The sequence below is a fragment of the Streptomyces sp. NPDC050315 genome, assembly GCF_040655775.1.
Taxonomy (GTDB): domain Bacteria; phylum Actinomycetota; class Actinomycetes; order Streptomycetales; family Streptomycetaceae; genus Streptomyces.
Window position 1 is genome coordinate 84703 of record NZ_JBFAKN010000006.1, and the last position, 25836, is coordinate 110538.

At 71.1% G+C, this 25836-nt stretch carries 31 protein-coding genes and 1 tRNA gene; 12 read left to right on the forward strand and 20 right to left on the reverse strand.

Features of this window, described 5'->3' with window-relative positions:
• Positions 1–31 precede the first annotated feature (31 nt).
• Positions 32–1489: an aldehyde dehydrogenase family protein gene (locus AB0I82_RS22620; RefSeq protein WP_363259156.1), complete on the reverse strand. Its 1458-nt coding sequence runs from the start codon at positions 1487–1489 to the stop codon at positions 32–34.
• 64 nt (positions 1490–1553) lie between these two features.
• Positions 1554–2417 (reverse strand): helix-turn-helix transcriptional regulator, encoded by an 864-nt coding sequence (locus tag AB0I82_RS22625; RefSeq protein WP_363259157.1) that lies wholly within the window; start codon positions 2415–2417, stop codon positions 1554–1556.
• A gap of 324 nt (positions 2418–2741) precedes the next feature.
• Here AB0I82_RS22625 and AB0I82_RS22630 point away from each other — a divergent pair, with 324 nt between their 5' ends.
• A complete protein-coding gene (locus AB0I82_RS22630; RefSeq protein ID WP_363259158.1) occupies positions 2742–3284 on the forward strand; it encodes an ATP-binding protein in 543 nt (180 codons plus the stop codon).
• Positions 3285–3372: 88 nt separating this feature from the next.
• On the opposite strand, the gene AB0I82_RS22635 is transcribed toward AB0I82_RS22630, so the two are convergent.
• From AB0I82_RS22635 to rpmG, 5 genes are all read right to left on the reverse strand, one after another.
• Positions 3373–3612: a DUF397 domain-containing protein gene (locus tag AB0I82_RS22635; RefSeq protein ID WP_363259159.1), complete on the reverse strand. Its 240-nt coding sequence runs from the start codon at positions 3610–3612 to the stop codon at positions 3373–3375.
• Positions 3613–3806: 194 nt separating this feature from the next.
• Entirely contained in the window at positions 3807–4043 is a 237-nt protein-coding gene (gene rpsR / locus AB0I82_RS22640; protein WP_030621789.1) for a 30S ribosomal protein S18, read from the reverse strand.
• A gap of 92 nt (positions 4044–4135) precedes the next feature.
• Positions 4136–5290, reverse strand: coding sequence for a GTP-binding protein (locus AB0I82_RS22645; RefSeq protein WP_363259160.1), 1155 nt, complete (start codon positions 5288–5290; stop codon positions 4136–4138).
• Positions 5290–5580: a type B 50S ribosomal protein L31 gene (locus AB0I82_RS22650; protein ID WP_363259162.1), complete on the reverse strand. Its 291-nt coding sequence runs from the start codon at positions 5578–5580 to the stop codon at positions 5290–5292. The genes AB0I82_RS22645 and AB0I82_RS22650 overlap by 1 nt, the downstream gene beginning before the upstream one ends.
• A gap of 8 nt (positions 5581–5588) precedes the next feature.
• Complete coding sequence (rpmG, locus tag AB0I82_RS22655; protein WP_223732034.1) at positions 5589–5753, reverse strand: 50S ribosomal protein L33; 165 nt, start codon at positions 5751–5753, stop codon at positions 5589–5591.
• Positions 5754–5814: 61 nt separating this feature from the next.
• Between rpmG and rpmB the strand changes: the two genes are divergently transcribed.
• From rpmB to tatA, 3 genes are all read left to right on the forward strand, one after another.
• Positions 5815–6051: a 50S ribosomal protein L28 gene (gene rpmB, locus AB0I82_RS22660; RefSeq protein ID WP_363259163.1), complete on the forward strand. Its 237-nt coding sequence runs from the start codon at positions 5815–5817 to the stop codon at positions 6049–6051.
• A gap of 1 nt (position 6052) precedes the next feature.
• Positions 6053–6358 carry a 30S ribosomal protein S14 gene (gene rpsN / locus AB0I82_RS22665; RefSeq protein WP_030260281.1) on the forward strand — a complete coding sequence of 102 codons (306 nt, stop codon included), beginning with the start codon at positions 6053–6055 and terminating at the stop codon, positions 6356–6358.
• Positions 6359–6529: 171 nt separating this feature from the next.
• Positions 6530–6739 (forward strand): Sec-independent protein translocase subunit TatA, encoded by a 210-nt coding sequence (tatA, locus tag AB0I82_RS22670; protein WP_363259164.1) that lies wholly within the window; start codon positions 6530–6532, stop codon positions 6737–6739.
• 25 nt (positions 6740–6764) lie between these two features.
• On the opposite strand, the gene AB0I82_RS22675 is transcribed toward tatA, so the two are convergent.
• A complete protein-coding gene (locus AB0I82_RS22675; RefSeq protein WP_363259165.1) occupies positions 6765–7535 on the reverse strand; it encodes an alpha/beta hydrolase in 771 nt (256 codons plus the stop codon).
• Between the two features lie 160 nt (positions 7536–7695).
• Here AB0I82_RS22675 and AB0I82_RS22680 point away from each other — a divergent pair, with 160 nt between their 5' ends.
• From AB0I82_RS22680 to AB0I82_RS22695, 4 genes are all read left to right on the forward strand, one after another.
• Positions 7696–8838, forward strand: a complete 1143-nt coding sequence (locus tag AB0I82_RS22680) for a winged helix DNA-binding domain-containing protein (RefSeq protein WP_363259166.1) — start codon at positions 7696–7698, stop codon at positions 8836–8838.
• A 61-nt stretch (positions 8839–8899) separates the two neighbouring features.
• Positions 8900–10576 carry a bifunctional 3'-5' exonuclease/DNA polymerase gene (locus AB0I82_RS22685; RefSeq protein WP_363259167.1) on the forward strand — a complete coding sequence of 559 codons (1677 nt, stop codon included), beginning with the start codon at positions 8900–8902 and terminating at the stop codon, positions 10574–10576.
• A gap of 139 nt (positions 10577–10715) precedes the next feature.
• A complete protein-coding gene (locus AB0I82_RS22690; RefSeq protein WP_363259168.1) occupies positions 10716–11600 on the forward strand; it encodes a DeoR/GlpR family DNA-binding transcription regulator in 885 nt (294 codons plus the stop codon).
• Positions 11601–11615: 15 nt separating this feature from the next.
• Entirely contained in the window at positions 11616–12017 is a 402-nt protein-coding gene (locus AB0I82_RS22695) for a RidA family protein (RefSeq protein ID WP_363259169.1), read from the forward strand.
• 84 nt (positions 12018–12101) lie between these two features.
• Here the strand turns inward: AB0I82_RS22695 and AB0I82_RS22700 are convergent, their stop codons facing one another.
• The 3 genes from AB0I82_RS22700 to AB0I82_RS22710 form a co-directional block, all read right to left on the reverse strand.
• Entirely contained in the window at positions 12102–13274 is a 1173-nt protein-coding gene (locus AB0I82_RS22700) for an acyltransferase family protein (protein WP_363259170.1), read from the reverse strand.
• Between the two features lie 190 nt (positions 13275–13464).
• Complete coding sequence (locus AB0I82_RS22705) at positions 13465–14361, reverse strand: glycerophosphodiester phosphodiesterase family protein (RefSeq protein ID WP_363259171.1); 897 nt, start codon at positions 14359–14361, stop codon at positions 13465–13467.
• Positions 14362–14615: 254 nt separating this feature from the next.
• Positions 14616–17585, reverse strand: a complete 2970-nt coding sequence (locus AB0I82_RS22710) for a BTAD domain-containing putative transcriptional regulator (protein ID WP_363259172.1) — start codon at positions 17583–17585, stop codon at positions 14616–14618.
• 264 nt (positions 17586–17849) lie between these two features.
• Between AB0I82_RS22710 and AB0I82_RS22715 the strand changes: the two genes are divergently transcribed.
• Positions 17850–18146 carry a hypothetical protein gene (locus tag AB0I82_RS22715; RefSeq protein ID WP_363259173.1) on the forward strand — a complete coding sequence of 99 codons (297 nt, stop codon included), beginning with the start codon at positions 17850–17852 and terminating at the stop codon, positions 18144–18146.
• 19 nt (positions 18147–18165) lie between these two features.
• On the opposite strand, the gene AB0I82_RS22720 is transcribed toward AB0I82_RS22715, so the two are convergent.
• Positions 18166–18462, reverse strand: a complete 297-nt coding sequence (locus AB0I82_RS22720) for a hypothetical protein (protein WP_363259174.1) — start codon at positions 18460–18462, stop codon at positions 18166–18168.
• A 587-nt stretch (positions 18463–19049) separates the two neighbouring features.
• Here AB0I82_RS22720 and AB0I82_RS22725 point away from each other — a divergent pair.
• Together AB0I82_RS22725 and AB0I82_RS22730 are read left to right on the forward strand one after the other, a co-directional pair.
• Positions 19050–19775 carry a hypothetical protein gene (locus AB0I82_RS22725; RefSeq protein WP_363259175.1) on the forward strand — a complete coding sequence of 242 codons (726 nt, stop codon included), beginning with the start codon at positions 19050–19052 and terminating at the stop codon, positions 19773–19775.
• Positions 19776–19870: 95 nt separating this feature from the next.
• Entirely contained in the window at positions 19871–20125 is a 255-nt protein-coding gene (locus AB0I82_RS22730) for a hypothetical protein (protein ID WP_223734540.1), read from the forward strand.
• A 162-nt stretch (positions 20126–20287) separates the two neighbouring features.
• Here the strand turns inward: AB0I82_RS22730 and AB0I82_RS22735 are convergent, their stop codons facing one another.
• The 6 genes from AB0I82_RS22735 to AB0I82_RS22760 form a co-directional block, all read right to left on the reverse strand.
• Positions 20288–20698, reverse strand: a complete 411-nt coding sequence (locus AB0I82_RS22735; protein WP_363259176.1) for a rodlin — start codon at positions 20696–20698, stop codon at positions 20288–20290.
• A 521-nt stretch (positions 20699–21219) separates the two neighbouring features.
• Positions 21220–21507, reverse strand: a complete 288-nt coding sequence (locus AB0I82_RS22740) for a hypothetical protein (RefSeq protein ID WP_363259177.1) — start codon at positions 21505–21507, stop codon at positions 21220–21222.
• 313 nt (positions 21508–21820) lie between these two features.
• Positions 21821–22552 carry a chaplin gene (locus AB0I82_RS22745; protein ID WP_363259178.1) on the reverse strand — a complete coding sequence of 244 codons (732 nt, stop codon included), beginning with the start codon at positions 22550–22552 and terminating at the stop codon, positions 21821–21823.
• A gap of 135 nt (positions 22553–22687) precedes the next feature.
• Positions 22688–22921 carry a chaplin gene (locus AB0I82_RS22750; RefSeq protein WP_363259179.1) on the reverse strand — a complete coding sequence of 78 codons (234 nt, stop codon included), beginning with the start codon at positions 22919–22921 and terminating at the stop codon, positions 22688–22690.
• 340 nt (positions 22922–23261) lie between these two features.
• Positions 23262–23672, reverse strand: a complete 411-nt coding sequence (locus AB0I82_RS22755; protein WP_363259180.1) for a rodlin — start codon at positions 23670–23672, stop codon at positions 23262–23264.
• Positions 23673–23879: 207 nt separating this feature from the next.
• A complete protein-coding gene (locus tag AB0I82_RS22760) occupies positions 23880–24125 on the reverse strand; it encodes a chaplin (RefSeq protein WP_363259181.1) in 246 nt (81 codons plus the stop codon).
• Between the two features lie 370 nt (positions 24126–24495).
• On the opposite strand from AB0I82_RS22760, the gene AB0I82_RS22765 reads away from it, so the two are divergent.
• Complete coding sequence (locus AB0I82_RS22765; RefSeq protein ID WP_363259182.1) at positions 24496–24735, forward strand: chaplin; 240 nt, start codon at positions 24496–24498, stop codon at positions 24733–24735.
• Positions 24736–24805: 70 nt separating this feature from the next.
• On the opposite strand, the gene AB0I82_RS22770 is transcribed toward AB0I82_RS22765, so the two are convergent.
• Both AB0I82_RS22770 and AB0I82_RS22775 read right to left on the reverse strand, forming a co-directional pair.
• On the reverse strand, positions 24806–25030 hold the full coding sequence (locus tag AB0I82_RS22770; RefSeq protein WP_363259183.1) for a hypothetical protein: 225 nt from the start codon (positions 25028–25030) through the stop codon (positions 24806–24808).
• A gap of 653 nt (positions 25031–25683) precedes the next feature.
• Positions 25684–25757, reverse strand: a tRNA-Thr gene (locus tag AB0I82_RS22775).
• Positions 25758–25836: the final 79 nt, after the last annotated feature.

Below are 25836 nucleotides of genomic sequence, written 5' to 3' on the forward strand. Positions count from 1 at the left end.
GCAAGGGCCCACGAGCTTCCGCGAGAACCGGTCAGAACGGAAACGTCGTCCGCTCATGCTGGATCGAGACCCACTTCTGGGTCGTGAACGCCTCCACCGTCGACTCGCCGTTCAGCCGCCCGACCCCGGACGCCTTCTCGCCGCCGAAGGCCACCAGCGGCTCGTCGTGGACCGTGCTGTCGTTGATGTGGATCATGCCGGTCTCGATCTCCCGGGCCACCCGCGCGCCGCGCTCCACGTTGCCGGTGTGCACCGCGCCGCTCAGGCCGTACGGGGAGTCGTTGGCGAGCCGTACCGCCTCCTCCTCGCCGTCGAACGCGCCGAGCAGCACCACGGGCCCGAAGATCTCCTGCCCGTAGAGGGCGGAGCCGGCAGGCAAACCCGAGAGCACCGTCGGCTCGACCAGATTGCCCCGCGTACCGCCGCGCACGAGGGGCGTGGCGCCCTCGGCGACCGCCCGTTCCACCAGCGCGGTCAGCGCCTCGGCCTGGAAGCTGTTGATGAGCGGCCCGATGTGGGTGTCCGGATCGCGCGGGTCGCCGGTCTTCAGCTTCCTGACCCGGGCCACGAACTTCTCGGTGAACTCCGCCTCGACCTTGCGGTCCACCAGGACGCGGTTGGCCGCCATGCAGACCTGGCCCTGGTACACGAAGCGGCTGAAGACCGCGGCGTCCACCGCGTAGTCGACGTCCGCGTCGTCCAGGACGATCAGCGCGCTGTTGCCGCTCAGTTCAAGGATGGCGCGCTTGAAATGGCCCGCGGTGACCGCGGCGACGTGCCGGCCGACCTTGTCCGAGCCGGTGAAGGAGATGACGCGGGGCACCGGGTGCTCTATCAGCGCGTCGCCGATCTCGGCGATGTCGGTGACCAGGACGTTCAGCAGCCCTGCCGGCAGGCCCGCGTCCTCGAAGATCTTGGCGATCAGGCCACCGCCGACCACCGGGGTGTTCTGGTTGGGCTTGACGACCACGGCGTTACCGAGGGCCAGCGCGGGCGCCACCGACTTCAGCGTGACCAGGAACGGGAAGTTGTACGGGCTGATCACGCCGATGACGCCGACCGGCAGCCGGTAGACGCGGTTCTCCTTGCCCTCCACCGGGGACGGCACGATGCGGCCCTCGGGGCGCAGCGCGAGCTGTACGGCCTCGCGCAGGAACTCCTGTGCCGTGCGCACCTCGTAGGCCGCCTTGACGCGCGTGCCGCCGAGCTCGACGACGATCGCCTCGATGATCTCGTCCTCGCGCTCCTGGACGATGCGCAGCGCGTTCTCGAATATCAGCCGGCGGCTGTACGGGTTGGTGCGCGCCCACTCGCGCTGCGCGCGCTCGGCAGCCCGGTACGCCTCGTCGACCTGGTCCACGCCCGCGACCGTGACGGACGCCAGCTTCTCCTGGTCGTACGGGTTGAAGTCGATGATGTCCCACGAGCCGCTGCCGACCCGCCACTCACCGTCGATGTACTGGTAGGCCAGGTCGGAGAAGAAGGACATGGTTGTTCCTACTCTGTGCGGGCGCCTGTGGGGTTGGCTGAGACGGCGTCATTCTACTGGCGAGTCACGTCAGTTGGAGGAGACCTCGAAGAAGATCCCGGGTGCGGGACGGGTCCAGGCTCTCCTCCTGGAGGCTGTTCATCACCCGCTCGTACTGGCCGACCTCCTCGGCCTTGTCCAGATACAGCGCGCTGGTGAGCTGCTCCAGATAGACGATGTCGGAGAGGTCGGACTCGGGGAAGCGCAGCATCGTGAAGGCGCCGCTCTCGCCCGCGTGCCCGCCGAAGTTGAAGGGCACGACCTGCAGCCGCACGTTCGGGCGCTCCGAGATGTCGATCAGGTGCTGCAGCTGGCCGCGCATGACGGAGCGGTCGCCGTACGGGCGGCGCAGCGCGGCCTCGTCCAGTACGCAGTCGAACTGCGGGGCCCGCTCCGCGATCAGCAGCTTCTGGCGTTCCTGGCGCAGCGCGACGCGGCGGTCGATCTCGGCCGCGGGGGCGCCGCGCATGCCGCGGCTCACGACGGCGTGCGCGTACCCCTCCGTCTGCAGGAGCCCGTGCACGAACTGCACCTCGTAGGTGCGTATGTGCGAAGCGGCTCCTTCCAGTCCCACATATGTCTGGAACCAGCCGGGAAGTACATCGCCGTAACTGTGCCACCAGCCCGCCACGTTGGCCTCACGGGCCAGTCCGAGGAGGGAGTCGCGCTCGGCCTCGTCCCCGACGCCGTAGAGCGTCAGCAGGTCCGCCACGTCCCGTGCCTTGAAGCTCACCCGCCCCAGCTCCATACGGCTGATCTTCGACTCCGACGCGCGGATCGAATAGCCGGCAGCCTCACGTGTTATCCCGCGGGACTCTCGCAGCCTCCGCAGCTGCGACCCCAGCAGGATGCGTCGCACCACAGATCCGCTCGACTCACTTGCGGTCACAACTTCGACCCTCCCGTGACCCACCCCGTCCAACAATGAGCGGCAGTCTGCCACGTTCGGGCTCCGTTGCGTGCTCAACCGGTTACGGATATGGGCCTGTTCTCGCGCCTTCGGTAAAGCCGGGTACAAGAGTGCGTAGGAAGAATTACGCCTCTATACCTACGGCCGTACACAAAGTGGACGCGTGCACGTGCATCTGCCCTTGCATCTGCCGTACGCATTCGGAACCATGGAGGTCGCACACATGCACGCTCGTGAAAGACCCGCGAGATCTGGGCACACCCGTCTGGATCGTGACGTCCGCGAACGCCAGGAGTGCCTCGCATGGGGACCAAGGTTTCGACCATGCTCGCGCCGTTATGGCAGGGGCTTCCGCCAGTCGACCCCGCAGCCATCTCCGGCTCCGTCACCTGGACCCTGCGACCGCAGTACGAATCGGTGCGCGGCGCCCGGCAGTTCACCCGCGAGACGCTGCAGCGCTGGAACATGGACGAGCTCTTCGACAGCGTCGCGCTCGTCGTGTCCGAGCTGGTCACCAACGCACTGCGGCACGCGGCGCCGGACGACGCGGCGGACAGGCAGGCCTACGGGGCCGCCGACGACACCTCGCCGAGACTCCACCTGATCCGCTGGGCGGGCCGGCTGGTCTGCGCGGTACGGGACGGCAGCGACGCCTCGCCGGTCGAGGGCGAGGCGGACTTCTCCGCGGAGTCCGGGCGCGGGCTCTACCTGGTGGACTCCTTCAGCGACAGCTGGGGCTGGCACCGCCTGGAGGACGTCCCGCACGGCAAGGTCGTCTGGGCGCTCTTCCAGCTGCCGCAGGTACCGGCCCAGGCCACGGCTGCCTCCCGGGCCCAGGCGAGCTGACCTCGCTCGTCATCCACACCACATAGCGTGCGACTTATGCACGTGCATAAGTCGCACGCATGCGCAGGTCCAACCGGCTTGAGCTGGTTCAGTCGCGTATCAGGTGATCGAACTCGCCGTCCTTGACGCCGAGCAGCATCGCTTCGATCTCGGCAGGCGTATAGACGAGTGCGGGCCCTTCCGGAAAGCGCGAATTGCGCACGGCAACGTCACCACCAGCCAGTTTGGCGAACTCCACACAGGAGCCTTGCGAGTTGCTGTGCCGGCTCTTCTGCCACACCACTCCGTCGAGATCCGATGCGGCCATGCCGTTGTACGCGTGGGGCACTGGTCTCTCCCGGTAAGAAATGGCGTCAGAAAAGGCGTCAACTGCCCGGGATCATAACTCTGTTCATATGCCAATGCTCGGGCAGATGCACGTGCACGACAGCGTGTGGCCGACCCGTCACAGCTCGTCGGGCCGCGCCCCGTCCGTCGAGCGCCTTCCCCTACGCCCCGCTCCCCATGCCCGGCGGCGTACGGTCAGCGGGAGGCGTACGGCAGCAGCGCCATCTCCCGGGCGTTCTTGATCGCCGCGGCGATCTGCCGCTGCTGCTGGGCAGAAACCCTGGTGATGCGGCGGCTGCGGATCTTCCCGCGGTCGGAGATGAACTTCCGCAGCAGGTCGGTGTCCTTGTAGTCGATGTAGGTGATCCCCGCCGCATCGAGCGGGTTGGGGCGCGGCGCGCTCTTCTTGCGCGGGTCGGGACGACGGGGCATGACAGGGGTTCCTCACGAAATCGGGCCATCGAAGACGACCGAGAATTGATGTAGATGCACGACACACGCGTAACGCGGTCGGCGGACGCCGACTACGGCACCGGGTCGAGCAGTTCGTCGAACGCGGTGGACAGCTGCCGCCAGTACTCCCGGCCGCGCGCGTACTCCGCGTCGGTGAGCAGGCAGGACTCCAGCAGCGCCGTCAGCCCCTCCCGGTCCAGGCCGGGCGAGGTGAAGACCAGGTGCTGCGCCCGGTCGCCGTGCTCGGGGTCCCAGTCCAGCGCCGCGGCGGCCCGGCGCATCGGCGGCACCATCTCCCAGGCGGCGTCCGGCAGCGACGCCAGCCACGGCCCGGTGTTCTCCACACAGAGCGCGCCGCCCGCCGCGTCCCAGGACAGCAGCGTGTCCGGCCGGTCGGCCAGCCAGAAGCGGCCCCGGCTGCGCGCGGCGGCACAGCACAGGTCCTCCAGCGCGGCGTGCAGCCGGCCGGGGTGGAACGGCCGCGTGCGGTGCCACACCAGGGTCGCGACGTCCGCCTCGTCGGCCTCCTGCGGCAGCAGCGCGCAGGCAGGGTGCTGGCGCGCGGCGGCCGCCGCGACGTCGAAGCCCGCGACCGCGGCGGCCGCCAGCTCCGGCGCGTCCACGGCGATGCGCTGCGCCGTGGGGTGCAGCTGGTTCAGCAGCGCGAGGTCGGACTCGTCAGCCGGCTCCTCGCCGGGCGCGACGACCAGCACCGGCGGGTACTCCAGCTGGCGCGCCCAGGTGTCCGCGACGGTCCGCTGGTCGGAGGCGGCGGCCGAGAGGCCCGCCTCGGAGAGGTCGTCGCCGCAGCCCAAGTAGGGCAGCAGCAGGGCCGGATCGACGGCCGTCATGACGCCGGTCAGCGCGAGCGACTCGCCGCCGCAGGAGTCGATCACCTCGGCCATCGCCTTGGGCTCCACGGAGTCCCACAGCTCCACGACGGCCAGCCGGCAGGTCCGGCCGTCCGCCAGCCGCTCCAGCTCGGGCACCAGGTCCTCGCGCAGCGCGCAGCACGCGCAGTCGTTGACCAGCGGCGCCTCGCCGCTGTCCAGCAGGCCCGAGCCGTCCCGCACGGTGCGCTGCACGACGCCGTCGGCGGCGGTGGCGAGGTCGTGGTGGAGGGCGACGCTGCCCGGGACGGTCCGCAGCAGCTGCTCGACGGCGGCCCGGCGGGCCTCCGCGTGCAGCCCGCCGACGATCACCACGGAGAGCCGGTCGCGGTCCATCAGCGGTCCCCGCGCTCACCGTCGGCCGCGCGCCGCCCGCCGGGCGTCCGCTTGCCGAACCGGCGCTCGAAGCGCTCCACGCGCCCCGCGGTGTCCAGTACGCGCGCCGTGCCCGTGTAGAAGGGGTGGCTCGCCGACGAGATCTCCACGTCGATCACCGGGTAGGTGTTGCCGTCCTCCCACTCGATCGTCTTCTCGCTGGTGGCGGTCGACCGGGTGAGGAAGGCGAAGTCGGCGGCCCGGTCGCGGAAGACGACGGGCCCGTACGCGGGGTGGATTCCAGGCTTCATGGCGCTGCTCAGCGCTCCTCTCGGAAGTCGACGTGCCGGCCGACGACCGGGTCGTACTTCTTCAGCACCAGCCGGTCGGGGTCGTTACGGCGGTTCTTGCGGGTGACGTACGTGTAGCCCGTGCCGGCGGTGGACCGGAGCTTGATCACGGGACGTAGTTCGTTGCGGGCCATACGAGCTACTATACAGAAACGACAGTCATTTTCATTAAGCGCTCAGTAGGAGGTACCTCACTTGTCCGCCCACTGCCAGCTGACCGGCCGCGCGCCGGCCTTCGGCAACACGATCTCCCACTCGCACCGGCGCACGCCGCGCCGCTTCGACCCGAACATCCAGCGCAAGCGGTACTGGCTGCCCAGCGAGAACCGCTTCGTACGCCTGCGGCTCAGCACCAAGGCGATCAAGACGGTCGACACCATCGGCATCGAAGCCGCCGTCGCCCGCATCCGAGCCCGAGGGGAGCGCGTCTGACATGGCGAAGAAGAGCAAGATCGCGAAGAACGAGAAGCGCCGCGTCGTCGTCGCCCGTTACGCGGCCCGCCGCGCGGCCCTGAAGGCGATCATCCGCGACCCGAAGACGCCGGACGAGGAGCGGCTGGCCGCCCAGAGCGAGCTGGCCCGCCAGCCGCGCGACGCCAGCGCCACCCGCGTCCGCAACCGCGACAGCGTCGACGGCCGCCCGCGCGGTTACTTCCGTACGTTCGGCCTGTCCCGCGTCAACCTGCGCGAACAGGCGCACGCCGGCTACCTGCCGGGCGTGACGAAGTCCAGCTGGTAGGCGGCGCGGTGACACCGGGGGCCGGGGTGCCGTTCACGCGCACCCCGGCCCCGGTTTCCCTCCCGTACTCCTGTACGGGTCATACTGAGCGGAACGTCCGATTCTGTACCGCGCGTACGGGCGCGCGGCTGCGCACCCACGGGAACGCACCCCAACGAGAGCGAGCCCCCCATGTTCCGCAATGCCCTCGAGCCCTGGCACCTGGTGCTGATCCTCACGGTCCTCGTCCTGCTCTTCGGCTCGAAGAAGCTCCCCGACATGGCCCGCGGCCTCGGCAAGTCGATGCGCATCCTGAAGTCGGAGACCAGGGCCATGAAGTCCGAGGACCGCGACAGCGACCGGGCGGCACCGGAACAGCAGCGGACCGTCGGCCAGGAGTGACGCGCCGGGAGTGACCGCCGGGACCTCACTTCCGGAGGAAGTCCTCCATCACGGCGGCCAGGGCCACCGGGGTTTCGTACATCGGGTAGTGGCCCGTGCCCGGGAGGGTGATGAGCTCGGCGTTCGGGTACCAGCTCTGCCATGTCGCGCGCATGACGTCGGCGGTGAGGGCGAGGTCGTGCTCGCCTACGACGACGCGCACGGGGACGGGATTGCCGCGTACCGCGTCCGAGAGGTCCAGCGTGTGCCAGCTGGCGAGGTAGCCGGCGTGCGCCTCCTTGCGGGAGGCCGCCATCGACTGGCTGATCATCCGCTGCTGCCAGACCCGGCCCGTACGGTGGCCGGTCACCAGATCGAGGATGGCCCGACGCTTCTCGGGGTCCTCGGACGCTCCGTAGAAGAGGGCCTGCGTCGGCTCGTCCATCGGGTACGGCGCCGCCGGTACGGGTGCGAGGCCGAGCAGCCGGCTGACCCGCTCCGGCGCGCGGACCAGCACCTGCTGGATCGCCTTGCCGCCCATGGAGTGCCCGACCAGCGCGAAGCGGTCCCAGCCGAGCTGGTCGGCGAGGGCCAGCACGTCGTCGGCGATCTCGGGGAGGTCGTAGCGGCCGGGGACGTCCTTGCGGTCGCCGTAACCGCGGTAGTCCAGGAACGCGTAAGTGAAGTCCTCGGTGTCCAGGTACTCCAGGATCGCGCCCCAGCCCGCGCAGGTGGCGAACCAGTCGTGCAGCACGATGACATGGCGTGGGCCCGAGCCGATGAGGCGGTGGGCGACGGTGTGCTCGGTTCTGGTCATACGGCGGCTCCCTCATCGGTGTCCGGTCCTCCGGACTCGCGAGCGTATGGTCCCGCCGCCCGGTGGTGCGGGAACAGAGGCGGGACACGGCGAACCCCACTGGCACGGCTGTGACTTGCGGTGCCGGGCGATTGTCAGTGGCGTGCGGTGCAATGGGCTCATGGACCGAACCCTCAAGGTGCGTCACGACCAGGTGCTGGCCTGGCGGCTGCGGCAGCAGAGCCTCGCGCCGCGCGGTGCCGGGTCCGTCGCGGAGCTCGCCGGGCGGCTGGCCGGGGTGCAGGCGCAGGTCGCCTCGTCCGCCGAGCTGGCGGTCGCCACCCGCCGGAGCGACCCGGTGCCGGGCTCCGTCGACGCCGCGCTCGCGGACCGCTCGGTGATCAAGACCTGGGCCATGCGCGGCACGCTGCATCTGCTGCCCGCGCCGGCGGCCGGTGCGTATCTCTCCCTGCTCGGCGCGGCGCGGACGTGGGAGAAGCCGTCCTGGCAGAAGGCGTTCGGGGTGAGCCCGCAGCAGCTGGCGGCGCTGGGCGAGGCGGTCGACGAAGCGCTGGACGGACGGGAGCTGACGCGCGAGGAGCTGGTGATGGCCGTGTGCTCCCGCAAGGATCTCGGCGGGCTCAGCGAGCAGCTCTCCTCGGGCTGGAGCGCGCTCCTCAAGCCGCTGGCGTGGACCGGCCGGCTCTGCCACGGGCTGCCCCGGGGGCGGAACGTCACGTTCACCGCGCCGCACTCCTGGGTGCCGGGCCGGTTCGCCATACCGGACCCGGAGGACGCGTCCGGGGCGGTGATCTCCGCGTATCTGGGGGCGCACGGCCCGGCGACGCCCACCGCCTTCGACGCGTGGCTGCTGCGCGGCGCGACCCGCAGGGCGACGCTGCGCGGCTGGTTCGCGGCGCTCGGGGACGCGCTCACGCCGGTCGAGGTGGACGGCGAGCCCGGTGCGTACATCCGCAGCGAGGACGCCGACGCGCTGGCGGCCGTGCGGCCCTCCCGCGAGGTGCGGCTGCTGGCCGGCTTCGACCAGTACGTCCTGGGGCCCGGCACCGCCGACAGCCGCCTGATCCCGGCCCACCACAGGAAGGCCGTGAGCCGTGCGGCCGGGTGGATCTCCCCCGTGGTCGTGCACGGCGGCCGGGTCGCGGGCGTCTGGGACTTCACCGACACGGCCGTTGCGGTCAGCCTCTTCAAGGACCATGTGGCGGAGCACGGCCCGGTGCCGGACGAGGGCCTGGCGGCCGAGGCGGCCCACTTGGCCCGCTGCACGGGCCGCGATCGCCCGATAGCGGTACAGGAGATCTAGCCGGGGGCCGGAGGGGCGCCGCCACGGCCGGATTGTCGTACCCCGGTGCGAAACTCACAGCATGCGGTGGTTGGTGGGCGAGTCGGCGAGCGGGGGTGTGCGGCTGTGTGCGGTGGACGGGGCGGGAGCGGCCGTCGGTGCGGTCGTCGAGGAGCCGGACCTGGTCACGGCGGTGCGGGCGCGGCCGGACGTGGAGCGCTGGGTGTGGCGGTCCACGGCGGAGTCGTACCGCAAGCTGCTCGCGGCCGGAGTGCGGGTCGAGCGGTGTTACGACGTCGAGGCCGCCGAGGCGCTGCTGATCGGGCACGAGGAGGGCCAGTCCGGCCAGCCTCGGTCGCTCGCGGCGGCCTGGGCGCGGCTGCGCGGCCTGCCGGTGCCGGACGACCCGCCGGTGCGGACCGCGGAGACGCAGCCCTCGCTCTTCGAGCCGGGCCCGGTCCCGCTGCCGCCGGGCACGGACGAGTTCACGGCGCTGCGGGAGGTGTACGCGGGCCAGCTGGCGCGTACGGAGAAGACCGAGCGGCCGGAGCGGATGCGGCTGCTGCTCGCGTCGGAGTCGGCCGGGATGCTGGTCGCCGCCGAGATGCACCGGGCCGGGGTGCCCTGGCGTGCGGACGTGCACCGCGCGCTGCTGGACGGGCTGCTCGGCGAGCGCTATGGGCGCGATCTGGAGCCGCAGCGGCTGGCCGAGCTGGCGGAGGAGGTGTCCCGCGCCTTCGGGGCGAGCGTGCGGGTCCGCCCCGACCTGCCGGCCGACATCATCCGGGCCTTCGCGCAGGCCGGGATCAAGCTGACCTCCACCCGCAAATGGGAGCTGCTCGGCATCGACCACCCGGCCGTCGCCCCGCTCCTGGAGTACAAGCGGCTCTACCGCCTGCACACCGCGCACGGCTGGTCCTGGCTCCAGCAGTGGGTGCACGAGGGCCGGTTCCGCCCGGAGTACCTCCCCGGCGGCACGGTCTCCGGGCGCTGGACCACCAACGGCGGCGGCGCGCTGCAGGTCCCCAAGGTGATCCGGCGCGCGGTGGTCGCCGACCCCGGCTGGCGGCTGGTGGTCGCGGACGCCGACCAGATGGAGCCGCGGGTGCTGGCGGCCGTCTCCCGGGACCGCGGCCTGATGGAGGTGGCGGGCAGCGGCCGGGATCTGTACGCCGACCTGGCGGCCCGCGCCTTCGGCGGCGACCGCGCGCAGGCCAAGCTCGCGTTGCTCGGCGCGATCTATGGCCAGACCTCGGGCGATGCGCTCAAGCACATGGCGGACCTGCGGCGCCGGTATCCGGCAGCGGTGGCGTACGTGGACGACGCGGCGCGGGCGGGCGAGGAGGGCCGCCTCGTGCGGACGTGGCTGGGGCGCACGAGCCCGCCCGCCTCGGTGGTCCCGCCCGACGAGGCGGGCCTGCCCCAGGAGGAGGCCCCGGCCTCGTACGGCAGTACGGCGGGCGCCCGGGCCCGCGGCCGCTTCACGCGCAACTTCGTCGTGCAGGGCAGCGCCGCCGACTGGGCGCTGCTCGTACTGGCCGCGCTCCGCCAGTCGCTGCACGACGCAGGGATGCGCGCCGAGCTGGTCTTCTTCCAGCACGACGAGGTGATCGTGCACTGCCCCGAGGAGGAGGCACCCGCGGTCGCCGAGGCCATCGCGGCAGCCGCCGACCTGGCGGGCCGCCTCGCCTTCGGCCCCACCCCGGTCCGCTTCCCGTTCACCACGGCGGTGGTGGAGTGCTACGCGGACGCGAAATGAGCGGGCCCTCCGCCGCCCGGGAAGACCTCCTGGCAGGCCCCCGTGCAGGCTCTAAACTCCCAGGAGGCCCCGGTGCGGCCGGCCGGGCCGTGAGGACGTGTGAGGACGTGGCCGACCGCCGGCCGGGAGAGGACGAGCGTTGACCGGTACCGAAGGGACAGCCGACGGCACTGCCGAGGGGACGCCCGACGCCGTGCCCCCGGCCGACGGTGCCGCGCCCGCCGCCGACGACGCCGCGCCCCCGGCCAAGCTCGGCCCCAAGGACCGCCGGAAGCGGATCGCGGACCGGGTGCTGGCCGAGGGCCAGGTCAGCATCGAGGACCTGGTCAAGGAGCTGGGCGTCAGCCAGATGACCGTCCACCGCGACCTGGACACCCTGGAGCACCAGGGCTGGCTGCGGAAGGTGCGCGGCGGCGCCACGGCCGCGCCCAACGCCCTGTTCGAGTCCAACGCGCGCTGGCGCGGCAGCGAGCACGTCGCCGCGAAGGAGGCGATCTGCGCGGCCGCGCTGGCCATAGCGGAGCCCGGCCAGGCGGTGATCATCGACGACTCCAGTACGGCGCTGCCGCTGGCCCGATCGCTCTCCGGACGCGGCGCGTACACCGTGATCACCAACTCCCTGCAGGTGATCAACGAGCTGGCCGACGAGCCCGACATCCGGGTGATCGCCCTGGGCGGCGAGTACCACGCCGCGTTCAACGCCTTCCTCGGCATGTCCACCGCCGACATCGCGCGCAGCTTCCGCGCCGATGTCGCCTTCCTGTCCACCTCCGCCGTCGACAACGGCCACTGCTACCACCAGGCCCAGGAGAACGTCCTGGTCAAGCGGGCCCTGATGGCGGCGGCCCGGCGCAAGGTGCTGCTCGTGGACCACTCCAAGTTCAGCCGCCAGGCGCTGTACGAGCTGGCTCCGCTGGCCGACTTCGATCTCGTCATCTCCGACCAGGATCTTCCGCAGGAGGAGCAGGAGGCGCTTCAATCGCTGGGTGTGCGCTACGAATTGGTGGCGACGACCGGTAGCTGAGGCGGAGGCGGGAGCATGAGCGAGCTGGAGCGGATCAACCCACCGCGGCTGTCCCCGCCCACCGGCTTCAGCCACGCCGTCCGGGCCCCCTCCGGCACGCTCGTCCTGCTCGCCGGGCAGACCGCGCTGGACGGTGCGGGGCGGATCGTCGGCACGGGCGTCGTCGAGCAGTTCGAGCAGGCGCTGACGAATCTGCTGGCCGCCGCCGAAGCGGCCGGCGCGGGCCCCGCCGACCTGGCCAAGCTCACGGTGTACGCGGTGGACGTGGCCGACTACCGCCGCAACGCCGCGGCCATCGGCCGGGTATGGAAACAGCTGGTCGGCAGCGACTATCCGGCGATGGCCGTGATCGGCGCGACGCGGCTGTGGGACGAGGCCGCGCTCGTCGAGATCGAGGGCATCGCGGTGGTGTCCTGAACAGTTTCCTGAAAGGCGTCCTGAGAACGGCTGAGGGGCCCGGTCCGTCGTAGCGGACCAAGCCCCTCGTGTGCGTTCAGTGCGTCACTTCCGGTGGCGGGCCACCTCGGCCGCGTCCTTCTTGAAGGCCCAGGCCATCTTCGGCTCCATCGCCCAGCGGAACATCCGTTGCACGGGCGGGGTGCACAGCACGGTGATGAGCGTGCCCGCGAAGAGGGTGAGCAGGACGGCGCCCCACGGGGTGTGGATCCAGTCCCAGTCGTCGTACCAGCCCCAGAAGCGGGAGCCCTTGGCGAGGAAGCCGTGCAGCAGGTAGCCGTACAGCGTGCCGGCGCCGAGCGCGGTGCACCACATCGTGCGGCCCGGGATCCAGGCGAAGAAGCACGCGACCAGGACGAGCGAGCAGCCGAACATCGCGAGGGTCATGACCGCGCCGCTCCACCACGGGGCGGCGAGCTCCTGGGCGGCGTCACGGTGGTAGAACCACGCGGCGTTCATCCGGGGTGCGGCCCAGTACGCGAAGACCAGGGCACACGCGAAGACCGGCAGCGCGAGGATGCGGGCCCGCTTGTTGCGCACCATCAGGAAGTGCTCGGGCTTGAGGTTCAGGCCGATGACGAAGAACGGCAGGAACTGCAGCACCCGCTGGAGGTCGAGGTCGTTGCCGATGTCCGGCGAGACCGACGCGAGGACGGCGATGGCCAGGGCCAGCGGGACCGGCCAGCGCACGACCTTCCAGATCGGCGTGGTGAGCCGCCAGATGAACAGCGCGATCAGGAACCAGGTCAGATACCAGGGGTCCAGCAGGCTGAAGTCGTAGCCCGGGTCGTTGTCCGCGTACCGCTTGAACAGCGTGTACGCGACCTCGAAGAGGATGTACGGCACGGCGACGCCGGTGATCAGCCGCTGCAGCCGGTCCTTGCGCATGTCGAAACTGCGCGAGAAGTAGCCGGAGATGATGATGAACGCCGGCATGTGGAACGCGTACACCATGATGTACAGCGCCGCCGCCGACCGGCTGCCGTCCCGCAGCGGTTCCCACGAGTGGCCCATGGCCACCAGCACGATCGCCAGGTACTTGGCGTTGTCGAAGAAGGCGTCCCGCTGCTTGCCGTTCTTCGACGGCTCGGTGCGCTTCCGAGGGGCCTGCTGCGCTCCGCCCGCTACCGCGGCGTCCGCGGCCGCAGGCTGTGGTTCCGTCCGCGTGGGCGGAAGAGGGGTGCGCCGCTCACTGTGCGGCTGCGCGAGATTGTTCACGTCCCCTCCCCCGGGCAACCCAGGGAGAGAATTCTCCGTCTTACCGGAATTGCGGGGAGCGAGGCAGCTGAGAACATCAGAGGCACCCTAGCCCGGCACGCGGAATCCCGTAAATCGTCTCCTCACTTGCTTCACATGCCATGTACGTCACACGGCGACCCGTGAGTAACGAAGGCGCAGGTCAGAGGCGTCAGAGGATGACACCGTCGACACTGTAGGCCGAGAACGCCCGTTTGGCCTGACCGACCGACACGCCCCAAGTGTGCACCTCCATCCGGTCGGCGTGCGGTCCCCACAGGCTCTGCACAGCCGACACATAGGACGAACTCAGGCCCTTGAACGGCGGATTGATCCAGTCGGCGAACCGGGCGTACTCCGGGAGCTGCGCCCGGCTCGGCTTGCCGAGCACCGCCGTACGCACCTCCGGATGCAGGGAGTGCACACGGCGGACGGCGGGGACGCCGAAGCTCTGAATGACGAGCCCGTCCATCACGTGCGTCGCGTCCAGCCATCCGGACGACCGCAGCTGGGCGAGGATCTGCTTCTCGATTCCCGGGTACCGCTCCGGATTCTTGATCTCCAGCAGCAGGCGCTGGTCATTGCGGTCCACCCGATTCAGGTACGAGGCCAGCGTGGGCACCCGCTCCCCCTTGAACTTCCTGCCGAACCAACTCCCGGCATCCAGCCTGGCGATCTCGGCCGCGGTGAAGTCGCCCACTCCCCACGGCGACCGGTCGGGGTAGACCTTCTCCACATTGGTGGTGCGCTTGAGCGTGGCGTCATGGATGACGACCAGCTTGCCGTCCTTGGTGCGCTGCACGTCGTTCTCGACCCACTCGACGCCGCGCCGGTCGGCCTCGTCGACCGCGGCCAGGGTGTTCTCGGGGGCGTACTTGGCGGCACCCCGGTGGGCGATGACCGTGGGGCCGTCGAGCGGCAGCCCCTTCTGCGCGGCGGCCAGGCGGACCGGGGCCGGCGGGGCGGCGACCCCGCCACCGCCGCCCGGGGCCCCCGCGTCGGCGGCGAGCACCGCCGCGAAAAGAAGGACGAGACCGGCTGCGGCGCTGCGGACGGCGCTTCGGAGCATGGGACCTCCTGGACGCTGGCGGCGGGCCTGGCGGGCCGGCCGGAGCGGACCACCCACCCCTGCCAGGTGCCGGAGCCCATGACAACTCCCACCACAATTGCACCAGTTTATCCGTTTTCCCATTCGTGTGCGCCAGGCGGGCTAAGCCGACCCGGTGCAATCAGGACACGGACGGCACCGACAGCGGCACCGACAAGGAAGAAATACGAGGGGTAATTCACTGGCCATGGATTTATCGCGCCGGCCCCACCACGTCACACGAGAGTGCGCAACTCCGCCAGCACATCGGCGTCCGTGCCGTCCAGCGCCGCCAGCGACAGCCGCCACTGCTCGTCCGACTCCGCCGCGCGCCCGAGAGTGCGCAGCACGTGTCCGTACTCGTACCGCGCCTTGCCGGCGGTGTACGCGTCACCGCGCTGCTCGGCGAGGTCCAGCAGCGTCTCGCACTCCCGCGCGGCCCGCTCGGCGCGCGCCAGCGTGCGCAGCGCGCGAATCAGTCCGAGGCGGCTCTCGGAGACCGTGTGCCAGTCGGTGGAGTCCTCCAGCGAGCGCAGCGCCTCCTCGAACTGCCGCACCGCGGCCTCCGGTTCACCGAGCGTGAGATAGGCGCAGCCGATGTTGCAGCGCGCCGTCTGCTGCAACCGTGCGCTGTCCAGCCGGACGCCCGCCTCCAGGCTGCGTCGGTGGTACTCGATGGCCTTGCGCGCGTCCGTCAGCTCGTAGAGATTGCCCAGGTGGCTCAGGCAGATCGCCACCGCGTGGTCGTCGCCCAGCCGGTGCGCGTACGCGAGCGCCTCCTCCTGCGCCGCCGCCGACTCCTCCGCCCGCCCCAGTACGTACAGGAGCAGCCCCCGGTTGCCGAGCACCCGCTGCAGCCACTCGTCGTCACCCAGCGCCCGCCAGCGGGCGATCGCGTCGTCGATCAGCACGAGCGCCTTCTCGTAGCGTCCCGACATGTAATACGCGCTGGCCAGGTCGCCCATCGCCACCGCCTCGGCGGCCGCGTCCGCCGACTCCCGGGCCCCGGACCGCGCCAGCTCGCTCAGATTGGCCAATTCCTGTGTGCGGCCGCGGCGTTGCAGATAGGGCGCGAGCATCCGTACCAGCGTCACCGCCGCGTCCCTGCCGTACTCGGTACGGACATGCCGCGCCACCAGGCCGCTCATCACGGCCAGTTCCCGGTCGCCCCAACGGAACGCCTCCTCCGCGTCCGCGAACGGCGCCGCCGCCTCCTTCGGCTCGCCCGCCAGCCGCAGCGCCTGGAAGGGCGACGACGGCAGCAGGACGCGTACGGACTGCGCGGCGCGGGCGGCGAACCACTCCACGCCGCGCCACTCCGCCGCCTCCCGCTCCGCCGTGTCCTCGTGCCGCGCCGCCAGTTCCCGCGCGAAGTCCCGTACCAGGTCGTGCGGCGCGTACCGGCCGAACGCCACCTCCTCCAGCAGCGCCACGTCCACCAGCCGGTCCAGCGCGGCACACGTGCGCCGGGCATCGGCGTCCATCAGCCGGGCCGCGAGCGCGGTCTCGTACTCGGGCAGGTCCAGCGCGCCCATCCGGCGCAGCGCCAGCGCCGCGTCCCGGTCGGCCGGCCGCTCCGACGCCACCAGCGCGTCGTACGCGACGGCCAGCGAGCGCCGCACGCTCAGATCGTCGTACTCCAGGTGGTCCAGCCGCCCGTCCTGCCCGTCCAGCAGCTCCACCAGCGCCTCCACGGTCAGCGCGCGGCGGGCCGCGAGCCGCGCCCCGGCCACCCGCAGCGCCAGCGGCAGCTGCCCGCACAGCTCCGCCAGCCGACGGGCCGCCGGGCTGCCGGCCGGCACCCGGCCGTGCCCCGACACCCGGCCGATCAGGTCCACGCTGTCCCGCTCGGCGAGCCGGGCCAACGGCAGGTGCACCGCGCCGTCCAGCGCGGCCAGCGGCGAGCGGCTGGTGACCAGCACCGCGCAACCGGGGCCCGCCGGGAGCAGCGGCCGCACCTGGGCCGCGCCGGCCGCGTCGTCGAGGACGAGGAGGGTACGGGCCCCGGCGAGCGTCGAGCGGAGCAGCGCCGAGGCGGCGTGCACCTCGTCGGGCACCCGCCCGCTCGGCACCCCGAGATCGCGGAGCAGCACCTCCAGCGCCTGGAGCGCACTCATGGGCGCGACGCCGGGGTTGGCGCCGTGCAGATTGAGGAAGAGCTGCCCGTCCGGGTACTGCTCGCGCAGCCCATGGGCCACGTGCACGGCCAGCGCGCTCTTCCCGACACCCGCCATGCCGCTGAGCACGGCGGTCGCGGCCCGGCCACCACGGGGCGCCAACGCCTCGTACAGCGCGGCGACCTGCTCGTCGCGGCCGAGGAAGGGGTCGGGCGGGGGCGGGAGCTGGGCGGGGCGATGCGCGGGCTTCGGTTCCGCGGGGGTTTCGGCCTCAACGGGCGTACCCTCGGCGGCACCCGCGACGGTGGCCTCGACCGCGTCCCCGTCGGCCGGCTCCGGGTCCTCCCGCAGCACCTCCTGGAGCGCTTCCTGGACCGCCGCGCCCGGCTCGACGCCCAGGTCGTCCACCAGCCGCCGGCGCAGCATCTGGAAGACCTCCAGCGCCTCCGCCTGCCGGCCCGTCCGGCGCAGTACCAGCATCAGCTGCCGGTGGAAGCCCTCCCGCAGCGGGTTTTCGGTGGCCAGCCGGCACAACTCCGGGGCCAGCCCGCCGTGCCGCCCCAGCCGCAGCTCGGCGTCGTACCGCCACTCCAGCAACTGGAGCCGTTCCTCTTCCAGTTGCTGGACGAACGGCTGGGCGTCCAGCGCGTCGGACACCTCGGCCGGCAGCCCGTCCAGCGGGCGGCCGCGCCACAGGGCGAACGCCGTGGCGGCCTCCCCGAGCACCGTGGCCCAGTCCGCACGGACGTACGCCTCCCGGGCACGCCGTACGGCAGCGGTGAATTCGGTACTGTCCAGCTCCCCCGCGCCGACCCGCAGCAGATACCCCGGGGCGACCGAGCTGAGCCGGCCGTCGCCGTCCGCGCCGAGCGTCCGGCGCAGCCGCGTGACGTGGTTGTAGAGCGAGGCGTTGGCCGAGGCTGGCGCGTGCGCTCCCCAGAGCGCTTCCTTGAGGACGTCGACCGGGACGACGCGGTTCGCCCGCAACAGGAGGGCGGCCAGCAGCGCCCGGCCCTTCGCGCTGCTGAGGGAACGGGCCCCGCCCGCCTTGTCGTGCACCGTCAGCGGGCCCAACAGGCCGAACCGCATGTTGCTCCTCCGTACCGGCCGACCCGTTGGCCACATGGTTGGGCACATGTTAGTCAGCCGTTGGACCCGTCCGATGAGATCGTCACATCGGATCCGGCCCGTCGGTGCGCCGGCGCGCACACCGTCGTCGGGGGAGCGCAACCGCCGAGCCGGATCCGCAGCCACATACCGCCGTCGGCCGGCCAGGGGCCCGGAGGTTTTGATGGCCGCCGAAGAGTGACAGGCTCTGGGGACCGACCGGTCAGGGACGACAGGGAGCCACGCTTGGAGAGCGAGCACAGCGACGAGAGCGGCAGCGGCGCCCCGGACGAGGCCGTACGGCAGCAGGCCGTCGCCCTCGTCCAGCGCATCCTGGACGGCGCGTACGACGGCGAGGCCGGGCTCTACGCCCATCTGGACTGGCTGGAGCAGGCCCTGCAGTGCCGTTACGTCAGCGACCTGATCTTCTGGCCCGACGTGCCGCCCACCGCCGAGGAGGTCGTGCGGCAGGCGCTCGCGTTCGGCCCGGCCATCCCCCGGCCACGCGACTGCCCGCCGGACCGTACGAACGCCGCTCGCTGAGCGCCGCCGGGCACCGCCCTCACAGCGGGTGCGAGGCGGCCACCGGACGCGGCGCGACGGGCACCCTGCCCCTGCGCACCATCGAGGGCGGCACGACGGCAGGCAGCCGCCCACCGGCCGGGCCAACGGGGACACCGGGGCCACCAGGGCGGCCGGGGCCTCCCGGGCCGGAGCCCGGACCGGCGGGCCCCAGGCCGGTGCCGCACACCGTGTCGTCGTGCGGCCACAGGGCGGCGGGCCGCCGGACGATGCCCGCCCGCCATTCGGCCAGCAGCCGGTCGTAGATCGGGGTCGGCTCCATCGCGGGGCGCGGCACGACTCCCGGGCGCTGTCTGTCGAGAAAGAGCTCCACGCCGGGGTTCAACTCGGACCGATGGCCCCGGGTTGCGGCCCGTACTCGTACCGGGTACGGAATACGCCTGCACCGGGGACGGCATGAAGATACGTTCCCTCAGCCGTACGAACGCGCCGCTGCCGGGGAGGCGGGACGGTGCCGGAGGGTGAAGGACGGCACCGCCCCGCGAAGGCCCCCGCATCACAGTCAGTGACACGTTCCGCCACACCCAGTGCAACGCCGTCACGGGCCGGTAGGTAATGACTCCGGGCCCGGTGCCACCCGGCCGTGCGTGCGGCGCACCCGGCCGTGCGCGCGTCCGCACCGCCACGAATGGCCGCAGCCCCGCCGTCTTCGCTGCTCGGGCCGAAACGGCAGGTCAGACAATACGACCGCAACCGGCGGCTCCTGACGGCACGTTGCCCATGAATTGCGCGCCGCGACCGGCCTTTGCACCGTGACGGTATCTCGGCGTTCTCCCGACGCACCGCTCGGCGGTACCGCTCGACGGCACTGCCGCGCCGACCACCGGCCACTCCTACCGGTCACCCGAAAGGACCACCATGCGCATGCCCCGGAAGCCCGGACTCATCGTCACCTCCGCCGCCTGCGGCGCCCTCGTCCTCGGCACGGCCGGCCCGGCCGCCTCGTCCACCGCCGAGCCGCACGCCGCCCCGCCCGACGCGGCCGTCCAGGCGCCCGCCCCCGACGCCCCCCAGAACGGCAACGAGTCCGGCGGCCTGCTGGGCGCCCTCCGCGACGTACTCCATGTGGTCGGCGACGCGCTGCAGAAGGACGACACCGCCTCCACCGCGAACACCAAGACCGAGGCCCAGGCCATCGCCGCGGAACTCGCCAGGCTGCAGGGCCGCGACGCACGGCCGGCTCCGGGCTACGACCAGTACGGATACACCGGTACGAACCCGTCCTCCGACGTGTACGCCGAGGCCGATCCGTACGCCGGTACCGCCCCGTACGCCGGTGCCTCCCCGTATGCGGGCCCCGCTCCGTACGCGCCCGCCGACCCGACGAGCGCGGACGCCGCCGGGAGCGCGGAGCCGACCGGCACCCGGGCGCAGGCCGCCGGGCCGCGGGACCGCGCCGTCGGCGATCTGCACGCGAAGATCGTGGCGCTGGTGGACGCCCTCGGCGCCCGCGACCGGGACGACGTGGTGACCGCCGCCCAGCAGACCCTCATCGCCGCCGGCGACCTGGCCAAGACCATCGCCAACAGCCCGCGGCAGCAGTCGTCCGCGCAGACCCCGCCCGAGCAGACCCCGGACGTGGATTACTGACGGGGCCCACCGCATAAGAGCCTGTGTCGTAACTCCTTCGGCCCACACTCGGCATAACCCGCGGCCGGGGCGCGCGGTTGTACGTGGACGTGGACATGAAGGACGACGACGAGCACGCGGACCCGCAGCCTCCGCGCGTGCCACGGCCCGGCCGCTGGGTGCGGGAGGAGCCGACGCCGATCTACGACCGGCTGCTGGCCGAATGGCACGCGCGGGGCCCGTTCCCGCCCCGCCGCGAACGCCCCGACGACGCCGAGCCGCAGGCCGGTCCGCGCATCCCGCCGCTCCGGCCGCCGCGCGTACCCGACCCGCCGCGCCGACCACCCCGCCAGCGGCCGTACGAGCTCTGAGCCGTACGCGAGGCCCGCCCCGGTCCGCCGCCCACCCGCGGCGACCGGGGCCGCAGCCGTGCCCGTACGTCGGAGGCTCGGCCCTGTGGGGCCGGGGCCTCGGGGCAGCAAGAAGCCCGGGCCGTCCCCGCGAAGGATGAACGGCCCGGGCTCCCGTCACGCTCAGCTGTTGCCGGCGCCGTTCGCGGACAGGATCGGGATGTCGTCGAGCAGGTGCGACAGCGCCTCGTCACCCTTGTTCTGGGTGGAGTTCTCGGTGCACTGCTGGTTCTGCGGCGAGGAGAGGACGTTGATGTCCTGGACCGTGATCGGGATGAGACCGATGAGCGAACCGACGTTCAGCTTGGCCGGCAGACCGATGCAGGGCTTGTTGAGCGAGCCCTGGATCAGACCGATCTGCGGGCTCATGTTGCCGTGGGTGGTGGAGTTGCCGTACGACTGCGACGCACCGTTGCCGCTCAGGGCAGTGGCGCCTTCGTCGTCACCCACAGCCATCGCCTGCGGAGCGGCGGCGGCCGAGGCACCGACGATGGACGCTGCGACTGCGGCCGAGGCCATGAACTTCTTGATCACGATTCACCCTTCTTGTTACTGAATGCCCGCATCCGGAGCGCTATGCCCAACTCGTTTCCGCGGGTTTGGTTTTGCACTTTCACCCATATGGTTCTTCGCCCCGGCGCCCCATGCGGAATTCCGCACGCAATCCCGGGAAAGCGGACCGACAGCCGGCTTCCGCCGTTCGACGGTAAATTCGGCGGTGCGCCGAATAACGGGCCGGAGCAAGGTATGTTGATCGAGCGGCCGATCAGCGGGGGCGATTCCGATCCCCTTCACCTGGAACCGTCCTCGCGGTCGCGGGCCCGGACGGGCCGTACGCCGTCCCGCTGCACGGCGGCTGATCCTTGCGCCGGATCGGCCGCCCAGCGGCGTTAGAGCCTGTGTCTGAACCCCGGCCGGGCGCCCGCCGCCTGGCACGCACTCTCGCGGCGTTGCCAAAAGGCCCTAGTAGCTCCGCTACGAGGCCCTTCCGGCGCCTTGCGACAGCACGCACCAGACGACGTCCGCTGATCCGACCAGGGCTCAGACACAGGCTCTTACTTCCCGATCGGCAAGTGGGCCAGCGGAAGGTGTCCCGCGAGGCCGGTGACGCCATCCACCAAGCCCTCGGCGTCGGCGGCGGCCAGCGCGTGCGTCGTGCGGTGCGCGTTGTCCACCAGCGGGTCGACCTCGGCCCTGCCCGCGTTGGCGGTCGCTTCGTTCAGCCCGGCGTTCAGGCTCATGCGCGGGGAGGTCGAGGGGCCGGGGGCGGCGAGCGCGGGGGACGCGGTCCCCAGCGCCACCACCGAGCCGGCGAGGATCGCCGCGGTCTTCGCGAGCTTCATCTTCAGCGTTCCTTTCCGCAGTGGCGGAGGCGACGAGGACGCCCCGCGCGTCGCGCAGGCAGTGTGGCGTGCCGTACGTTCCACCGCTGTCGTCATGGGTAACGACCCGGTCCGCACACGGAAACTGCGGGCCCACTCCTTTTTCCCGCGCCACCCGAACGACGGGAATTCCGGGGGTTCTTCCGGCGTTACCGTGCCCCCGCTTCCCGTTCTCCCGCACATCCGTCCATAAGGAAATCCGAATTTCTCCCCGGCAGCCCGCCGATGGCCCGCCGTGCTGCCCGGCGCCGCACCGCGCACCGGGCATTCGGCGTCAGCGCCTGCCCGGACGCGCCCGGCGGTACAGGATCGCCCCGCCGAGCACCAGCGCGGCGCCGGTACCGGCCGCGACGCCGATCTGCTGCGTACCGGTGTGCGCCAACTGCGTTCCCAGGGACCCCGGATCGCTCGCCTCGCCGGCGCGCGGGTCCCCCGGCCCGGCCGGCCGCGGCGCTTCGGGCGCCACATGGTGCGGTACGGAGTCGTCGGTGTGCTCCTGCTCGTTCGACGCCCCGGCGCAGTGGTTGCCGAAGACGGGGTTCAGCAGGCCGACGATGTCCGCGGTGTTGCCGCAGGCGTTCACCGGGACGTCGACGGGGGCCTTGGCGTCGTTGCCGGAACCCACACCCGGCGAGTTCTGTGCCGAGCCGGCCGCGCCCGCGCCCTCCCCGGCGTCCTGCCCGTCGTCCTGTTCGCTGTCCTGCCCGCCGTCCTCGGTGGAGCGCTGCTGCTGCCCGCCCTGCGGCTGCTGACCGGCGTCGCCCCCGTCACTGGCACAGCCGTTGCCGAAGGACGGGTTGAGCGCCCCGACGACGTCCGCGCTGTTCCCGCAGATGTTCGCGGGGACCTCCACCGGTGCGTGGACGTTGTTCCCGGAGAGCACTCCCGGGGAGTTCGCGCTCCCGCCGCTCGCTCCCGCGTCCGCGAACGCGGTGCCTCCGGTCGCCCCGAGCACACCCGTGGTGGCCGCGGCGGCGAGGAGACCCTTTGCCAGGACCTGTCGCATTGGTCTTCCTGTCTTCGCTTGCCGTCGCGTAAGGGCTGCTGCCCGTACGCCCGTAACTACGAGGCGGCCCCGGGGCGCGTGGCACGCGTCCCGAGGCCGTCCGGGTCGAACTCGCAACTGCGTACGTCGCGGACGTCAGTCGTTGACGCAGGTGTTGCCAAAGGCGGGGTTCAGCAGGCCGATGATGTCGATCGTGTTGCCGCAGACGTTCACCGGAACGTGAATGGGAACCTGCAGAACGTTGCCGGAGATCACGCCCGGAGAGTTGTTGGCGGCACCGCTGGCGCCCGCGTCGGCGAACGCCGGCGCGGCGGTTCCCGCCGCCATCAGCGTTCCAGCGGCGACCGCGGCGACCTTCGTGTACTTCACTTTCAGCCCTTTCTGCAGCGGAGTTCGCAACGGTCACGACCTTCGTGCCGCACGAGCGCTATCCCGATCGCCCGTAACAACGCTGCCGTGTCTGGTAACGAGCACCCGGGGGAATCGAAACCCCACTGCTGGAACTTTCCTCAGAACACCCTCTAATGACCCAACGACTCGGCCTGAAGTAATGTTTGTCAGAATTTCCGCTCGTCGCCTCGCCGGTACGCAATGCGCCCGCAAGACGGCCGGATTTGCCGTCCGGCGGCGGCCTTTCGAGCACGCGAAAAGGCCCGGACCGCCCAGGAGGAGAGGACAGGCGGTCCGGGCCTTCTCAGCCGGGAACGGATCAGCCGTTGTTGGTCCCGTTCGCCGACAGGATCGGCACGTTGTCGATGATGTGCGACAGGGGCTCGTCGCCCTTGTTCTGGGTCGAGTTCTCGGTGCACTGCTGGTTCTGCGGGTTCGCCAGCACGTTGATGTCCTGGACCGTGATCGGAATGAGACCGATGAGCGAACCGATGTTGGCCTTGAGCGGCAGACCGATGCAGGGCTTGTTCAGCGTGCCCTGGACCAGACCGAGCTGCGTGCTCATGTTGCCGTTCGTCGTCTGATTACCGAACGACGTCGAAGCACCGTTGCCGCTCAGGGAAGTGGCACCGCCGTCGTCACCGAGCGCCAGCGCCTGGGGGGCCGCTGCCGCCGACATGCCCACAATGGACGCCGCCACGGCACCCGTGGCAAGAACCTTCTTGAACACGATTCACCCTTCTCAATACGGAATGCCCGTAGTCGGAGCGAACTGGTCAACGTGATCCGGGGAGTTTGGTTGCGTGCTGTCACTCGAATGAACGCGCAACGGCGCGGCGGCCTGACGCCCCGAAGGACAACAGACCACCGCGCCGTACAGAAAACGGTCCGCGGGCATGCGGCCGGCCGGTTCACCGGCCCGCGCCGAGCACTCCCGTCAGTGGTTGACGCAGTCGTTGCCGAAGACCGGGTTGAGCGCGCCGATCACGGTGACGGTGTTGCCGCAGGCGTTCACGGGGACGTGCACCGGAGCCTGGACGAGATTTCCGGACCCGACACCCGGGGAGTTCTCGGCGGCGCCGAACGCGCCCGCGCCGGTGGTGGCGGACGCCATACCGGAAGCACCGAGGACCGCGGCTCCGGCCACGGCGGAGAGCAGGGCGGTCTTGGCAACGCGCGACATATCAGTACCTCTTCACTGAACAGCGGACAGTAACGTCGGCTTCGGTTTCCGTCGCCCAGTTGGGCTAACAGACCGATCAACGCATCAACAGCCCAACGGGTGCGGCCCCACCCGGGTGAACCACTGGTCAGATGTACGGATCGCGATGTACGGATCGCAACACGCCGAAACCGGCTCGTGCGGCCGGTACGCAGTCCTGCGTTCAATACCCTCCAGAATTCAGAACGCAGCCGGTCGCTCCTGCACATTCAGCGCATTGAGCCGATCGAAGGTTTATCGGCGGCTGCCCGTAGCCGATGGACCGGATCTGCGTTCAGCACGGTGCGGCGCCCGTCCGGAGCCGCGGTAACCATCCCTGGAGGGACTCCCCATGAAGACTGCCCACAAGGCCGCTATTGTCCTGGCCTCTGCCGGCCTCGCCGCGGGTGCCGCTTCCGGTTCCGCGATGGCCGACAGCGGTGCCAGCGCCGCCGCGAACAATTCGCCCGGCGTCGTTTCCGGCAACGCCATTCAGGTGCCGGTCCACATTCCCGTGAACGTCTGCGGCAACTCCATCAACATCATCGGCCTGCTGAACCCCGCCTTCGGCAACACCTGCGTCAACGACTGACGTTCGCGCAGCAGCAGGCAGCGAGGAAGGGCCCCGCAGAAGCGGGGCCCTTCCTCCTTTCCCCGGCCCGTCAGAGGATCCCCAGCCCGAGGTCGATGTTGATCAGGTTGTGGTCGTGGTGGTGGTGCCAGCCCCAGCAGTCCCAGCCCCAGCCCCACCCGCAGGGTCCGGCTGCCGATGCGCTCGTCGGTGCGGCGGTCGGCGTCTGGGCCGCCGAGGCCACTCCGGACAGCGGGATGACCGCTACTGCGGTAAGGGCGGTGGTGGCGGCGAAGCGTCCAATGAACTTGCGCATGGTTCTCTCCTTCTGCGCATGAATGGGACATAAGAATGATTACAGCCCCACCCCATTGGGCGCTCGCTCAGACTTACGAATAACTCCACTGGCGCAATCCGCCGGACCCGCTGTCGCGGGAATTCCCCGACACCCTTACGCTGCCCCGAAAAGCCCCAGCGCTTGACCATTCAATCGAATGGCTCAGCGCACCGAATGGCGAAGGCACGAGAACTGAAAAAGCCGCCGGGCCAAGAACTCATGTCCGACGGCGGCGAGGGGTCGCCGCCGGGTGCGTGAGTCGGCTCCGGCGGCGACCTGCGCGAGAAGGCGTGGCTCCCCGTCCCCGTCTCCTGGCGCGTGTTTCGCCCGTCACCGGCCGCCGGAAGCGCGGGATGTTCCCGGCGGGACAAGTCCGGGAGGGCGGGGCCGGAAGAACCGCATGTCGCCGCAGACTCGGCGGATCTCCGGCCGTCTGTGGGCCCGGACGACGATCTCGGGGGCTCGGAGATCCCTGCACCCGCACGAACGGGTGGTCCTGCACACCCCGACCCTACGACCCCCACCCCCGCCCGCACACCCTCATTTCCCGACACATCCCCCACCCACGCGAGACAGTCGTGAGAACGGAAGAAGCCCCAGGTCACGGTGTGACCTGGGGCTTCCCCTCGCCGAGCCGCCTAAGGGAATCGAACCCTTGACCTACGCATTACGAGTGCGTCGCTCTGGCCGACTGAGCTAAGGCGGCGTGGTGCGCGGCCCAGTCTACACATGGCGGAGGGGTGGTTCGTAATCGGATTCGGAGGGGGCCCGGGGGCGGGTGGTGC